Source organism: Maricaulis sp. CAU 1757, from assembly GCF_054482675.1.
On the sequence record NZ_JBTLRI010000001.1, the window covers coordinates 1 to 12,364 of the forward strand.

14 protein-coding genes are annotated in these 12,364 nt (G+C 66.6%); 5 read left to right on the forward strand and 9 right to left on the reverse strand.

Annotated features, from left to right (window positions below; all coding sequences use genetic code 11):
* Positions 1 to 228: 228 nt before the first annotated feature.
* Positions 229 to 1,122, reverse strand: coding sequence for a hypothetical protein (locus ACXYMR_RS00005; protein WP_458940684.1), 894 nt, complete (start codon positions 1,120 to 1,122; stop codon positions 229 to 231).
* A gap of 222 nt (positions 1,123 to 1,344) precedes the next feature.
* Between ACXYMR_RS00005 and ACXYMR_RS00010 the strand changes: the two genes are divergently transcribed.
* From ACXYMR_RS00010 to ACXYMR_RS00020, 3 genes are all read left to right on the forward strand, one after another.
* The gene (locus ACXYMR_RS00010) at positions 1,345 to 1,905 is read left to right on the forward strand and encodes a PAS domain-containing protein (RefSeq protein WP_458940685.1); all 561 of its coding nucleotides are present in this window, start codon (positions 1,345 to 1,347) and stop codon (positions 1,903 to 1,905) included.
* Between the two features lie 58 nt (positions 1,906 to 1,963).
* Positions 1,964 to 2,587 carry a PilZ domain-containing protein gene (locus tag ACXYMR_RS00015; protein WP_458940686.1) on the forward strand — a complete coding sequence of 208 codons (624 nt, stop codon included), beginning with the start codon at positions 1,964 to 1,966 and terminating at the stop codon, positions 2,585 to 2,587.
* Between the two features lie 132 nt (positions 2,588 to 2,719).
* Entirely contained in the window at positions 2,720 to 3,220 is a 501-nt protein-coding gene (locus tag ACXYMR_RS00020; RefSeq protein ID WP_458940687.1) for a DUF4339 domain-containing protein, read from the forward strand.
* Positions 3,221 to 3,253: 33 nt separating this feature from the next.
* Here the strand turns inward: ACXYMR_RS00020 and ACXYMR_RS00025 are convergent, their stop codons facing one another.
* Positions 3,254 to 3,784, reverse strand: a complete 531-nt coding sequence (locus ACXYMR_RS00025; protein ID WP_458940688.1) for a gamma carbonic anhydrase family protein — start codon at positions 3,782 to 3,784, stop codon at positions 3,254 to 3,256.
* Between the two features lie 298 nt (positions 3,785 to 4,082).
* On the opposite strand from ACXYMR_RS00025, the gene ACXYMR_RS00030 reads away from it, so the two are divergent.
* A complete protein-coding gene (locus ACXYMR_RS00030) occupies positions 4,083 to 4,847 on the forward strand; it encodes a PhoH family protein (protein WP_458940689.1) in 765 nt (254 codons plus the stop codon).
* 71 nt (positions 4,848 to 4,918) lie between these two features.
* Here the strand turns inward: ACXYMR_RS00030 and ACXYMR_RS00035 are convergent, their stop codons facing one another.
* The 4 genes from ACXYMR_RS00035 to ACXYMR_RS00050 are packed head-to-tail and all read right to left on the reverse strand — an operon-like array spanning position 4,919 to position 7,984.
* Entirely contained in the window at positions 4,919 to 5,419 is a 501-nt protein-coding gene (locus tag ACXYMR_RS00035) for a hypothetical protein (RefSeq protein ID WP_458940690.1), read from the reverse strand.
* Positions 5,416 to 6,987: an ABC transporter permease/substrate-binding protein gene (locus tag ACXYMR_RS00040; protein ID WP_458940691.1), complete on the reverse strand. Its 1,572-nt coding sequence runs from the start codon at positions 6,985 to 6,987 to the stop codon at positions 5,416 to 5,418. The genes ACXYMR_RS00035 and ACXYMR_RS00040 overlap by 4 nt, the downstream gene beginning before the upstream one ends.
* On the reverse strand, positions 6,984 to 7,763 hold the full coding sequence (locus ACXYMR_RS00045) for an ATP-binding cassette domain-containing protein (RefSeq protein ID WP_458940692.1): 780 nt from the start codon (positions 7,761 to 7,763) through the stop codon (positions 6,984 to 6,986). Before ACXYMR_RS00045 ends, ACXYMR_RS00040 begins: the two co-directional genes overlap by 4 nt.
* Positions 7,760 to 7,984 carry a DUF3126 family protein gene (locus tag ACXYMR_RS00050; protein ID WP_458940693.1) on the reverse strand — a complete coding sequence of 75 codons (225 nt, stop codon included), beginning with the start codon at positions 7,982 to 7,984 and terminating at the stop codon, positions 7,760 to 7,762. Before ACXYMR_RS00050 ends, ACXYMR_RS00045 begins: the two co-directional genes overlap by 4 nt.
* A gap of 791 nt (positions 7,985 to 8,775) precedes the next feature.
* Here ACXYMR_RS00050 and ACXYMR_RS00055 point away from each other — a divergent pair.
* On the forward strand, positions 8,776 to 9,705 hold the full coding sequence (locus tag ACXYMR_RS00055) for a PLP-dependent cysteine synthase family protein (protein WP_458940694.1): 930 nt from the start codon (positions 8,776 to 8,778) through the stop codon (positions 9,703 to 9,705).
* Positions 9,706 to 10,226: 521 nt separating this feature from the next.
* Here ACXYMR_RS00055 and cysE read toward each other — a convergent pair.
* The 3 genes from cysE to ACXYMR_RS00070 are packed head-to-tail and all read right to left on the reverse strand — an operon-like array spanning position 10,227 to position 12,340.
* Entirely contained in the window at positions 10,227 to 11,036 is an 810-nt protein-coding gene (cysE, locus tag ACXYMR_RS00060) for a serine O-acetyltransferase (RefSeq protein WP_458941906.1), read from the reverse strand.
* Between the two features lie 32 nt (positions 11,037 to 11,068).
* Positions 11,069 to 11,671 carry an NUDIX domain-containing protein gene (locus ACXYMR_RS00065; protein WP_458940695.1) on the reverse strand — a complete coding sequence of 201 codons (603 nt, stop codon included), beginning with the start codon at positions 11,669 to 11,671 and terminating at the stop codon, positions 11,069 to 11,071.
* Positions 11,672 to 11,695: 24 nt separating this feature from the next.
* On the reverse strand, positions 11,696 to 12,340 hold the full coding sequence (locus ACXYMR_RS00070; RefSeq protein WP_458940696.1) for a TetR family transcriptional regulator: 645 nt from the start codon (positions 12,338 to 12,340) through the stop codon (positions 11,696 to 11,698).
* Positions 12,341 to 12,364: the final 24 nt, after the last annotated feature.

Sequence of the window (12,364 nt, forward strand, 5' to 3'; positions counted from 1 at the left end):
CAGCGGCGAGACGGAGGGGGTGAATCCCGGTGCCTGACAGGTCTGCCACCGGGATTCACCCCTTCCGAGCCGAGGCTCGGCCTCGGCCCACCTTCCCCATCAAGGGGAAGGACCTCGTCCGGTACGTCCCGCTTGCCTCGCTCACGGTGGGGAGACGCAAAAAAAGCCCCGGCGTCAGGAGGACACCGGGGCAGGCATGCCGCGTCGGCATGTGAGAGGGTTGGGGGATCAGCGGTAGCCGCCGACCCCGCCGTCGAGCATCAGGGTCATGGAGACACGCTCGATGCGTTCGCGTTCGACCTCGCGGCGCACGCTCTCCATGTAGCGCTCCTCGCGGCGCATGAAGACCAGCTTCACGCCCGGACCGTGCAGGCGCAGCAGCGAACGTTCATTGCAATCGCGGCGCGGGATCTGGGTGACGCAGCGCAACTCGCCGCCCGGCGTATGGCGCAGCGCCTCGCCCTTGCGGCACATGATGGTCGGCGCATCGGCCCAGCTGTCATGTCCGTCGACGCGCCAGCCGATGGTGACCTGCATCGCCGTGCCGGCGACGCAGCGGAAGATCTCGCCGTCATAGGTGGCGTTGACTTGTGGATCGGGATCGACACGCGAGGCCGGGTGCGGGGTTCCGTTGTCATCGACGCAGACGGCGCGCACGACGCGCCATTCCTCGACCCAGCGGGTGCGCTCTTCCTCGTAGAATTCGTACTCGATTTCTTCCTCGAGACCGACCACGTTGAGACCCGTGATGGCGGTCGCCGGGGGCGGGCTGGCATAGGAGGAATAGCTGCCACCGATGATGGTCGTGGCCCCTGCACTGCTGCGCGCGCCGGCATTGGCGGCGGCTTCGACGTTGGTATTGACGTTGGCCGTCACATTGACCCGCGACGATACATTGACGCCGACATTGATATTGCCGCCATGGATGTTGATGTTGGGGACATTGACGGTATGCCCGCCGCCATGATTGCAGCACGTCGGTGGCGGGGGCGGCTCACAGCAATGTCCGCCGCCGCCGTTCGGACCGGCGCCCGCCGTGGCACCGGCGGTGGCCGGAACGGCCATCATCGTCAATGTCGCGGCCGTGGCGGCCATAAAAGCGTGCCGGGCTGATACGCGCATGGGCTTGCTCCTCAATTCCTGCCCCGGTCCGTGCAAGCCGCGGGCCGGTTTGCCGAATATCGGTCCGTGCACCGTTCGCAACGCCCCGATGCGCCCCCGGCATGCAGGCCAATGCGATGAACTCGCCTGTCAGGAGTATGGCCCCGAACTTGAAACCGGATGCCCCGACTGGGCGGTTCACCGGCCGCCTGTGCAAGAACCGGACGACGGGAGAGAGCCGAAATGCGGCATGCGCAGACAAAAGCCCTGCACGCCTACTGGCAAACACGGCGCCACGGCAGTGCCGTGCCGCAAAGGGCGGATATCGAGCCGCAGGACATCGCCCAGCTGCTGGGCCATGTGTTCATACTCTGGCGCGCCGACCCGCAGCATCACATCTTCCGCCTGGCCGGCACGCACCTGTGCGAACTCTACCAGCGCGAATTCCGCGACCAGAATTTCCTTTCCCTGTGGCGCGGCGCGGACCGGACGCATATCCAGACCGTGCTGGAATCCGCGATCACCGGAGCGGCGCCGGCCTGGGTGGTCGCTCGCGCGGCCGCCATCGGCGGACTGCAAGTGCCCATCGAGATCAGCTTCCTGCCGCTGCGCAGCGCCGATGGTCCGGTGGACCGCATTCTCGGCCTGTTCCAGCCGCTCGACGATGTGCGCCCGCTGCGCGGTCGCCCGATAGTGCGCACGGCGCTCAGCGAGATTTACCCGCCGGCCCCGCCCGCCTCGATGTTCGCCGCCCTGCAGGCGCGCCAGATACCGGCTGCCATCAGCCTCGCCAACGACCAGTAACCGCAAAATATTCTTAACGGATCGGACCTATCCTAGCCGCTCGCAGGAGGGATCCGACATGTCCCATGAATCCGGCCGACTCGACCGGCGCAAGATCAAGATTGCCGCCCGCGGGGCCCAGGAACGGCGGCGCCATGCGCGCGTGCCGCTGCAGCTGCATGGCCGCTTCTGGAGCGAAACGGGCGGCGAACATGTCTGCCAACTGCTCGACATTTCGCCCGGCGGAGCCCGCATCGGGACCCGCGACTTGCCACCGGAAGGCAGTCGGGTCGTGCTCATGGTGGCCAGCATAGGCCGCATCGAGGGCAAGGTCGTACGCCTCGGCGACGACGAATTCTCGCTCGCCTTCCAGGCCCCCCAGCGCAAGCGCGACAAGCTCGCCGATGCCATTACCTGGCGCTTCAACAAGGATCGCCTCGGTCTTGACGAGGACCGCGTTGCGCCGCGCAAGCCGGGACGCGGCCGGGCCAAGGTGCGGCTGCAGGACGGGGTCGTCATCATGGCCGACGTGATCGATGTCTCGGTCACCGGAGCCGCCTTCGAATGCCTCGAGCGGCCGCGCGAGGGGGAGCCGGTGCGTGTCGGGGAAATGTCAGGACGTGTGGCGCGTATTCTGGACAATGGCTTCGCGGTCGTGTTCGATCCGCCTTCGATGAATGCAGGCGGTGACAAAGCCGCCTAACCCCAGTCTTTAACCTTGGTGTGCCATTCGATCAGTCGCTTTCACATTGGCCCGCATCTTGCCTGTAACGGGGCAAGCAACCGACGCCAGTCGCGAAAGTGAGCCGCAATGCCACGCGATGACGGAATCGCCATGTCCTGGTACGTAAAAGTCGAGGGTCGCGTCTATGGCCCCTACACGCCGCAGCAGATGCGCGCCTTCGTGTCCGAAGGCCGGATCGCGGGCCATTCCCTCGTGGCGCCCGAGCGCGACGGGGACTGGAAGCCGGCGTCGGACGTCGACACGCTGCGCGAATGGCTGGGCGAACTTCACCACCGGCCAAGCCAGGAGAAACGTGTCACGCCCGGGGCCCGGCCGGCCAATTTCGTCATCATTGCCGAGATTTCGTCCGACAAGGGCGGCGAGTTCCGCACCACGCTGAACACCTATGGCGACATTGAATCCATCACCGACACGGTATGGCTGCTGCGCGGCCCGACCACGGCCGCCGTTCTGCGCAATGAGCTGAGCCATATCCTCGGTCGCGACGACAAGCTGCTGGTCATCGACGCCTCGCATGACCGCGCCGCCTGGTTCAATCTGGGACGCGAGGCCGACCAGTCGATCCGCGAGCTGTGGAGCCGGGCCAGCTGATCCGGCCCACCGCCCTCACCTGACAACCAGACCTCAATCGATGCGCCTGAGACCGGCAGCGTGACGCTTCCAGTTGGCGACATAATGCTCCGCGGAGGCCTGGAGCAGATCATGAATGTCGGCCTCCAGGGTCTTCATGACCCGGCCCGGCGACCCGACCACCAGTGAATTGTCCGGGATTTCCTTGCCTTCGGTGACAAGGGCATGCGCTCCGATGATGCAATTGCGGCCGATGCGGGCACCATTAAGCACCGTCGCCCCGATGCCGATCAGCGAATAATCGCCCACCGTGCAGCCGTGCAGCATGGCCTGGTGACCGATCGTCACGCCCTCGCCAATGGTCAGCGGCACGCCCTCATCGGTATGCAGGACAGCCCCGTCCTGGACATTGGACGCCTTGCCGATGGTGATCGGGTCATTATCGCCGCGCACCACGGCGCCATACCAGACGCTGGCATCGCGCTGCAGGATGACACGTCCGATGACACTGGCGCTGTCGGCGACCCAGAACTGTCCTTCGCCGGGCGTTTCAGGTGTCGAATCGTCCAAGGCATAAATCGCCATTCTCGTCTCCCCCATATTTTGCGTGAAATATACGCAAAACCGGCGTTCACAACTTCTCAACCGCGCTACACTCACACTGTAAGCGCGATTCGGGAGTTGGTCCCGGTCGCATTCGGCCACTCTCAGGGGAGGCATTGGACAGACGGTATGACCGCTCTGCGACCCAGCCCGCCAGACCGAGGCGCACCGCGCCCCAGTCCCTGTGTCAGCCCTCGCGACTGCGCCGATTTTCCCTCATCGAGTGTCCTTGCCCCTCTGCCCTTGGCCGAGGGGTTTTTCATGTGTGGAGGTTCCAGCCATGGGTAAGCGTAACGTCAAGCGCCGGCAGCGTCCGGGCGAATTCAATACGGCCCACTATTCAGAAGAGCAGACCAAGGTGCGGGCTTTGTTCCCGGGCACGACCTGGTCGCCGGATGACAAGGAACCCATGCGTGACCAGCGCTTCATCAAGAAGGTAAAGCCGCGCTCTGACGGCCAGGCCAGGCTGATGAAGGCGATCGATACCTACAACCTCGCACTCGCCCTCGGCCCGGCCGGAACCGGCAAGACCTATCTGGCCGTGGCCAAGGGCGTGGAAGCGCTCGAGGCCGGGGCCGTCAGCCGCATCGTGCTGTCACGCCCGGCAGTCGAGGCCGGCGAATCGATCGGCTTCCTGCCCGGTGCCATGGAGGAGAAGCTGGCGCCCTATCTGCGCCCGCTCTACGACGCCCTGGCCGACCGGCTGAGCCCGAAGAAGCTCAAGGCGATGATGGCGGAAGGCCTGATCGAGATCGCCCCGATCGGCTATATGCGCGGGCGCACGCTGAACAATGCCTTCGTGGTCGTCGACGAGGCCCAGAACTGCACCTATGGCCAGCTCAAGATGCTGCTCACCCGGCTGGGCTGGAACTCGACCATGGTGGTCACCGGCGACCCGGCGCAGTCGGACCTGCTGCCGGAAATGTCCGGCCTGGCGCAGATCGCCGACAAGGTCGAGCCGCTGGAGGATATCGCGGTGTGCCGCCTGGCCGCCGAGGACATCGTCCGCCACCCGCTGGTGGCGACCATGCTGACCGTGCTCTAGGGCGAGACGGCAAGTACAGCGGCGGCGCGGGTTCTGCCGAGCTCGCGCCGTTTCGCTGTCCGGATGTCGCGTCAGTGCAAAGTGTGCGCCGGCGGACGACGGTATCTGACCAGCTGGCGCAGGGTCAGGCGGTGTTCCGCATCGGGATCGAGGCCGAGACGGCGGGCCGAGGTGCGCGCCACCTGGCCGCGGCGGCGGGCACGCAAATACTGGATGGCGATCCAGGCGAAGATCATCAGGTAGGCGAGATACTCGGCGACGCCGTACCAGTCCGGCAGGAATTGCCAGACCAGCAATGCGGCCACTGCGCCCAGGATGATGTCGAGCGGCCAGCTCTCCGAGGCGTTGAAATAGGCCAGTACCGGAAACAGCTCGCGGTCGATCTCGCCTTCCGGGTCGACCTTGGCCAGCAGCGCTTCGAATTCCGCCGCCTGTCGGGTGTAGACGCGATTGAGCTCGGTGTCCTCGTCATAGGGCGTGGCGTGCGGCGGCAGGTCGCGATTGAGCACCATGACGGCGCGCATCAGCCATTCCGCCTCCTGCAGGCGCCCGCGTCCGACAAATCCGCTCATTCGCTATCCCCGTCCAGCCGTGCCGCGAGGCCGGCGGCGGCCCGGGCCGGGGTATCCCCGTCCAGGTCGACGCGGCGGTTGGCCTCGCGCATGGCCGCATCATCCACCGCTCCGACCAGCGGCGCCAGCGCCCGGGCCAGTGCGGGGCGCTGCGCCGCCTGGGGCGACAGCAGGAGGATGGCGTCATAGGGCGGCAGCACAGCCAGCGGATCATCGAGCACCACCAGGTCGAAGGCGGCGATGCGACCGTCCGTGGTGTAGGCGGTGACCACGTCGACCCGGCCGTCGCGCACGGCGCCGTACATGAAGGTGGAGTCCATGGCCCGCGTGGTCAGCCCGCCCAGGCCATAGGCATCGCGGGCGGCGCGCCATTCGGACCGGGCGAACACTTCCGGGTCGCCGCCGACGCTGAGCGGCTCGTCGACGCGCCCGAGATCCGCCAGGCTGGCAATGCCCAGCGCCTCGGCCCGCGCCCGGCTCATGGCGAAGCCGTAGGCGTTCTCGAAACCGAGCCGGCCGAGCACCATTATCCCGTGCTCGTGCCACAGCCATGCGGAGACCTCGGCATACATGCGGTAGCGGTCGACCGGTTCGTCGCGCTCCATCAGGGTGGCCCAGATGGTGCCGGTATAGTCGACATAGGCGTCGATCTCGCCGGCGCGCAGGGCGTCGAAGGCGATGGTCGAGCCGAGATTGTCGCGCCGCTCGACGCGGGCCCCGGCGGCCTCGAGGCGCTGCTCGATCAGAGCGGCGAGGATGTATTGCTCGGTGAAGGCCTTGGCGCCGACAACGACGCGGGCGCCCTGGATCGTCGAGGTCGCCGAAGGTGAACCGTCGGCGGACAGTCCGGACCGAGCGCTGACACTGCCGGTGAGCAGCCCGGGCACCAGCGCGGCGGCGACCAGCAGCGCCAGTGCCGCCCCGACCCCGGCCGCCAGGCCGCGGCGGCGATCGCGGGCGGCGAGTTCCAGCAGGCGGACCATCTGGTCGAGGATGATGGCCAGACCGGCGGCAAAGACGACGCCGAACATCACCGACAGCCAGTTGCGGGTCTGCAGCCCGGCAAAGATGTAATTGCCCAGGCTGGTCGCCCCGACCGAGGTCGCCAGGGTGGCCGCTCCAACGACCCAGACCACGGCGGTGCGCAGCCCGGCGACGACGACCGGCAGGGCCAGCGGCAACTCGATCTGCCAGAGCTGCTGGCGCGGGTTGAGCCCCAGACCGCGGGCCGCCTCGACGATGGTCGCGTCGAGGCCACGCAGGCCGACAATGGTGTTCCTGAGGATAGGCAGGACGGAATACAGGGTCAGCGCCAGGAAGGCCGGCCAGAAGCCGATCATGCCACCGAGCAGCGGTACCATGAGGGCCAGCAGGGCGAGCCCGGGGATGGTCTGGATCACCCCGGCGACGTTGAGCGCGGCGCCGGCCAGGCGCGGACGCGAGGCGGCCAGGATGCCGAGCGGCACCGAGACCGCCGTGCCGACCAGGATGGCGGCCAGGGACAGGATCAGATGGGCCGACAGCAGGTCGGGCAGTTCGGCCAGGCGCTCGGCGAAATTCTCGTTCATCGGGTCAGGTCCGCGATGGCCCGGGCCTGGCGGCGCGGCGTGTCGAGCAGACCGGCGACATAAGCCACGGCCGGTTCGGCGAGCAGGCGCGCGGGCGTGTCTTCCTGGACGATCCGGCCGGCCAGCATGACGGCGATGCGGTCGGCCAGCAGCAGCGCCTCGGCCATGTCGTGGGTGACCAGGATGGCGGCAAAGCCGAGCTCGGCCTGCAGCGCCTTGAAGTCCTGCTGCAGGGCATCGCGGGTCACCGGGTCGAGGGCACTGAACGGCTCGTCCATGAGCAGGACGTCCGGCTTGCCGGCCAGGGCACGGGCAAAGCCGACGCGCTGGCGCTGGCCACCGGACAGGTCGCCGGGGGACCGGTCGCGGTACTCGCCCGGCTCGAGGCGGACGAGGCTCAGCATCTCGTCGACGCGCGCCGCGATATCGGATTTCGACCAGCCCAGCAGGCGCGGCACGATGGCGACATTCTCGCCCACGCTGAGATGCGGAAACAGGCCGTCGCCCTGCATCACCCAGCCGAGCCGCCGGCGCAGCCGGACCGGGTCGAGCCCGGCGATGTCCCGGCCCTCATACAGGATTGAACCGCCGGAGAGATCCTCCAGGCGGTTCATCAGCTTGAGCAATGTCGTCTTGCCGCAACCCGACTCGCCGACCAGGGCGAGCACGTCGCGGGACTGAAGGTCCAGGCTGACGCCCTGCACGGCCTCGGTGCCGTCCGGAAAGGTCTTGAACACCTCCCGGACTTCGAGAACCGGCCGGGCGCCGGTGCTCAAAGCTCTTCCAGGTCGATGTCCAGGATGGTGATCTCGAAGGAGTAGGAGGTCTCGCCTTCATCAATGATCTTGGAGACCACGCCCAGGCATTCATCGCCGATATGGATCTCGGCGCATTCGTCGGGCCGGTTGCGGCACTGCACCACGAGTTCCGGGTTCAGTTTCTGCTGCAGGAACATCTGCAGTTTGGCCGCTTCCAGCTGGGTCATGTTCTTGTTCAAGGCACTGCCTCCGGTGGGGGATTGGGATCGAGGGCTAACTAACCCGACACGGCTGTGCGGGTCCAGTGGGGCGGGTGCGGGGGATGGTTGTCATCAACTTCCGCACGGGCCCGACAATTTCCCGTGCGCAGGCACATCCAAGGCATGTCATCCCGGCCGCATGGCCCGCGAAGGCGGGCCGGAGGGCCGGGACCCATACACTCGCTCTCCGACCCGCTCGCACGATTGGTAAACACCGAGATGATGGGTCCCGGACTTGCGCCCCGCATTCGCGGGGCATCCATCCGGGATGACAAAGAAAGCGGTAAGTAACCGGGACAAAGTACCCGGGACAGACATAGTTTCCTTGACTACGCAGCGATTTAATCGTGTCTGTCCCGGTTATTCTGATTTAATCGTGTCTGTCCCGGTTATTCTCGGAGCGTCGTCCCCGAATGGTCGGCCGGCGTAACGGATACCTTCGAGAAGAGCTCCCTGACCCAGCCTAACCGGATACTCGCCAGCCTTAGGGCTAGCGTCTACCGCCGGGTTAGTAGGTCTTGAACTTTCGCCCCGCCAGGCCCGGGGCATTCAGCCAGCTCAACACGGGTATAAAACAAGGCGCGGCGGCGCCTACCGGACCATTCATCTATTGCAGAGAGTCCGCCTCAGAGGGTTCATTGTGTCAAGGGTTTCAACCGCGTAGCGGCGTTGCGCGCCCTTGACACAATGAACCCTCTGAGGCCCGCTGGCTGACAAGAGATCAATGGCTTACTCCGCGCCTGGCGCGCAGAGACGCGAGGGACACTCACATGATTGGCACATCCATCCTCCAGCGCATCGGCGGCACGCCGCTGTTCGAGCTTTCCTCCTGGCAAGCCGAGGGCGGTGCCCGCATCCTCGTCAAGCTGGAGGCGGAGAATCCGACCGGGTCGATGAAGGACCGGATGGCGCTGGCCATGGTCGAGGCGGCGCGGGCGGATGGGCGGCTGAAGCCAGGCCAGCGGGTGGTGGAGTATACCGGCGGGTCGACCGGGGTGTCGCTGGCCTTCGTGTGCGCGGTGCTGGGCCACCCGCTGTCCATCGTCACGGCGGACGCGTTCAGCCTCGAAAAGCGCCGCCACATGGCCGCCTTCGGGGCCGAGCTGACGGTGCTGGAGACCGCGGATGGCGGCATGGATGCGAGCCTGACCCGGCGCATGGTCGAGACAGCGGGCGAGATCGCCGAGGCGACCGGAGCGTTCTGGACCGACCAATTGAACAATAAAGACCAGGTGCGCGCCTATCACCGCTTCGCCGACGAGATCCTCGACGCGCTCGACGCGCCGCCCGCCGTCTTCGTGCAGGCCACCGGCACTGCCGCCAGCGTCCGGGGCACGGCTGAACGGCTGGCCGAGCGCGCCACCGGCACGCGGATCGTGGCGGTGGAGCCGGCGGAATCGGCGGTGCTGTCGGGCGGGCCGAGCGGGTCGCACCGGATCGAGGGCGTCGGGGCCGGCTTCGTGGTGCCGCTCTGGCGGCCGGAACTGGTCGACCGCATCGTGCCGGTGTCGACGGAGATGGCGATGCAGCATGCGCGGCGGCTGGCGCGTCAGGATGGGCTGTTTGCGGGCACGTCGACGGGCGCCAACCTTGCGGCGGCGGTCGAGATGGCGCGGGAGCTGCGGCCGGAGGAAACGGTCGTCACGGTGATGTGCGACAGCGGACTGAAGTATCTGTCGACGGCGCTGTATGGGGGGTGAGCGGGCGGAGACATAGCGCCTATTTCCCGCTCCCCCAACCTCGTCATCCCACGGTCCCTGCAGCGCAGGGATCCGGGGGACCTCAGCAAACACGCCTGCAGAACCAGGCTCGCTTTCTCGGCCAGCCTGTTAGCTGAGGTCCCCCGGATGCCGCTTCGCGGCACCGCGGGATGACGACGGGTTGGGAGGTTGGTGGCTTGATTGCAGGGTCTGCGCAGGACGATTTGCATTGAATCGCCTTGCGTCATGACGAGGCGCGGCGGCGCCCTGCCCGCCATTCATCTCTTGCCGGGAGTCCTCTGAGGCCCGCTGGCTGACAAGAGATCAATGGCTCTTTCCGCACCGGGGCGCGATCACTCCAATCACTTGAACAACCACTTCACCGTTTCCCCCGCCTTCATGGCGGGGCCTCGACTCCTATCTGCACCCACAAAGGGAGATGCCCTGCCCGCGATGGACGTTTTGAGGCCCCGCCATGAAGGCGGGGGAAACGACGGGAAAGGCCAGCGCGGATAAGCGTCCTATTTCCCCGCGCCCTCCGGCAAGCTCTGGTCCATGCTTTTTGCGGGCTCGGGGCAGCAGTCGCCGACCACCTTGGCCGGGACGCCGGCGACGGTGCAGCCGGCCGGGACCGGCTTGAGCACGACCGAGCCGGCGGCGATGCGGGCGCCGTCGCCGACCTTGATATTGCCGAGCACGTGCGCTCCGGCACCGATCAGCACGCCGCGACCGATCTTGGGGTGGCGGTCCTCGTGCTGGGCACCGGTACCGCCCAAAGTCACCTGTTGCAGGATCGAACAGTCATCGCCGATCACGGCGGTCTCGCCGATGACGATAGCGGAGCCGTGGTCGATCATCACGCCCTGGCCGATGGTGGCGGCGGGGTGGATGTCGATACCGAAGCGTTCCGAGACGCGGCTCTGGATGTGAAAGGCCAGGGTCTGGCGGCCCTCCTGCCAGAGCCAGTGGGCGATACGGTGGGCCTGCAGCGCCTGGTAGCCTTTGAAGTAGAGAAAGGGCTGGAGGAAATTCAGGCAGGCGGGATCGCGCTCCTCGACGGCCACCATGTCGGCGGCGGCCTGTTCGGCAATCGTGGGATCGCCGGCCAGCGCCTCCTCGGCGACGTCGCGCGCCAGCATGGCGTCAAGCTGGGCATCGGCGAGCTTGGCGGCGATGCGATAGGCCAGCGCCTGGGAGAAACGGTCATGGCGCAGCACGGCGGCATTGAGGAAGCTGGCGAGAATGGGCTCCTCGGCCGCCGCCGACGCTGCATCGACGCGCAGCCGGGCCCACACCTCGTCGGCATTGCTGCGCCCTGGCCGCGAGGACATGTCGCTGTGCGGAAGGGACTGGACGGACATGGTCATTCTCCTCGCTGAGGGCGCGCCAGCAGGCGCGTGGCAAGCTCGTCATCCAGCTCGCCCTCGACTGCCATGTAGTATGCCCTGAGCAGCATCGCCACTGTCAAAGCATCGGTGATGTCACCGCGCATCACTTCATCGAGAGCGCTGCGGAACGGGATCCGGCGCACGGCCAGCTCCTCGGTGCCTTCCGGCGCCGCCTCGCCCTGCTTGAGGCCGGTGGCGATCCAGCCGATGGCGGTTTCGTCGGTGACCGAGTTGGACAGGTCCATGCGCAGGATTTCGCGCCAGGAGGTGGCGCTCAGGCCGGTTTCCTCGGCCAGTTCGCGCTTCGCCTCGTCCAGCGGATCGCGGTCCAGCGCGCCGCCCCCTTCGGGAATTTCCCAGCTATAGCGGTCGTGCGGAAAGCGGTGCTGGCCGACCAGCGTAACCGAGCCGTCCGTGTGGATCGGCAGGATGGCCAGGGCGCGGTTGCGGAAATGGATGACCCCATAGACGCCAGGCGCCCCGTCGGGGCGGGTGACGGTGTGCTCCTCAAGGGCAATCCAGGCATTCTCGTAGCGCCCGGCCGTATCGTGAACCTGCCAGGGTCCGCGCTTGTGCATGAAGGTCTCCCGTGGGACGCCCAGTCAGGCTTTCAGCCCGTGCATGATCATGTCGACATGCATGTCGATGACGGCGTCGCGGGTGACGTGTTCGGAGCCCGGCAGGCCGTGCGGGAAATCGTCGAGGCTGGCGATCAGCATGGTCAGCCCGTGCAGGCTGGCCCAGACGCTCTTGGACACGACATGCGGGTCGGCCGCGCGATAGACGCCGTCCTGCTGGCCTTGCACGATCATGCGCACCAGCAACTCCTCGGCCTCGAAGGCAATCTCGGTCTCGTCATGGACATGCGGCTTGATCATGACCGAGGGCGAGAAGGCCATGATGTAATGGTTCGGCTCTTCCAGACCGGTCTCGATATAGGCGCGCATGCAGCCGCGACACACTGAATCGATCGGCCCCTTATCCCCTTCCATGGCATCATGGATGCGGGCCATCAGGCGCTCGAAGAACATCTCGCGAATGGCAATGAACAGATCGTCCTTGGAGGCGAAATACTTGTAGAGCGCGGCCGGGCTGTAATCGATGGCTTCGGCCAGGCGCCGCATCGAGATGCCCTCTTCGCCCTCGGACGAGAATATGGTCTCGGCGGCATCGATGATGGCATCGCGCACCTTGCGCCGGCGACGGTCGGCCGGCGTGTCATCTTGCATGGCGAAATCCACTGACATTCCTGATACTACTCCGGCAACGCT

What these genes read in the sequence shown, in the direction of transcription:
- ACXYMR_RS00025 (WP_458940688.1), bottom strand. Translation starts at nt 3,784, where the DNA reads ATGGCGATTTATGCCTTGGACGATTCGACACCTGAAACGCCCGGCGAA.
- ACXYMR_RS00030 (WP_458940689.1), top strand. Translation starts at nt 4,083, where the DNA reads ATGGGTAAGCGTAACGTCAAGCGCCGGCAGCGTCCGGGCGAATTCAAT.
- ACXYMR_RS00070 (WP_458940696.1), bottom strand. Translation starts at nt 12,340, where the DNA reads ATGTCAGTGGATTTCGCCATGCAAGATGACACGCCGGCCGACCGTCGC.
- cysE (WP_458941906.1), bottom strand. Translation starts at nt 11,036, where the DNA reads ATGTCCTCGCGGCCAGGGCGCAGCAATGCCGACGAGGTGTGGGCCCGG.
- ACXYMR_RS00055 (WP_458940694.1), top strand. Translation starts at nt 8,776, where the DNA reads ATGATTGGCACATCCATCCTCCAGCGCATCGGCGGCACGCCGCTGTTC.
- ACXYMR_RS00040 (WP_458940691.1), bottom strand. Translation starts at nt 6,987, where the DNA reads ATGAACGAGAATTTCGCCGAGCGCCTGGCCGAACTGCCCGACCTGCTG.
- ACXYMR_RS00065 (WP_458940695.1), bottom strand. Translation starts at nt 11,671, where the DNA reads ATGCACAAGCGCGGACCCTGGCAGGTTCACGATACGGCCGGGCGCTAC.
- ACXYMR_RS00010 (WP_458940685.1), top strand. Translation starts at nt 1,345, where the DNA reads ATGCGGCATGCGCAGACAAAAGCCCTGCACGCCTACTGGCAAACACGG.
- ACXYMR_RS00020 (WP_458940687.1), top strand. Translation starts at nt 2,720, where the DNA reads ATGTCCTGGTACGTAAAAGTCGAGGGTCGCGTCTATGGCCCCTACACG.
- ACXYMR_RS00035 (WP_458940690.1), bottom strand. Translation starts at nt 5,419, where the DNA reads ATGAGCGGATTTGTCGGACGCGGGCGCCTGCAGGAGGCGGAATGGCTG.
- ACXYMR_RS00015 (WP_458940686.1), top strand. Translation starts at nt 1,964, where the DNA reads ATGTCCCATGAATCCGGCCGACTCGACCGGCGCAAGATCAAGATTGCC.
- ACXYMR_RS00005 (WP_458940684.1), bottom strand. Translation starts at nt 1,122, where the DNA reads ATGCGCGTATCAGCCCGGCACGCTTTTATGGCCGCCACGGCCGCGACA.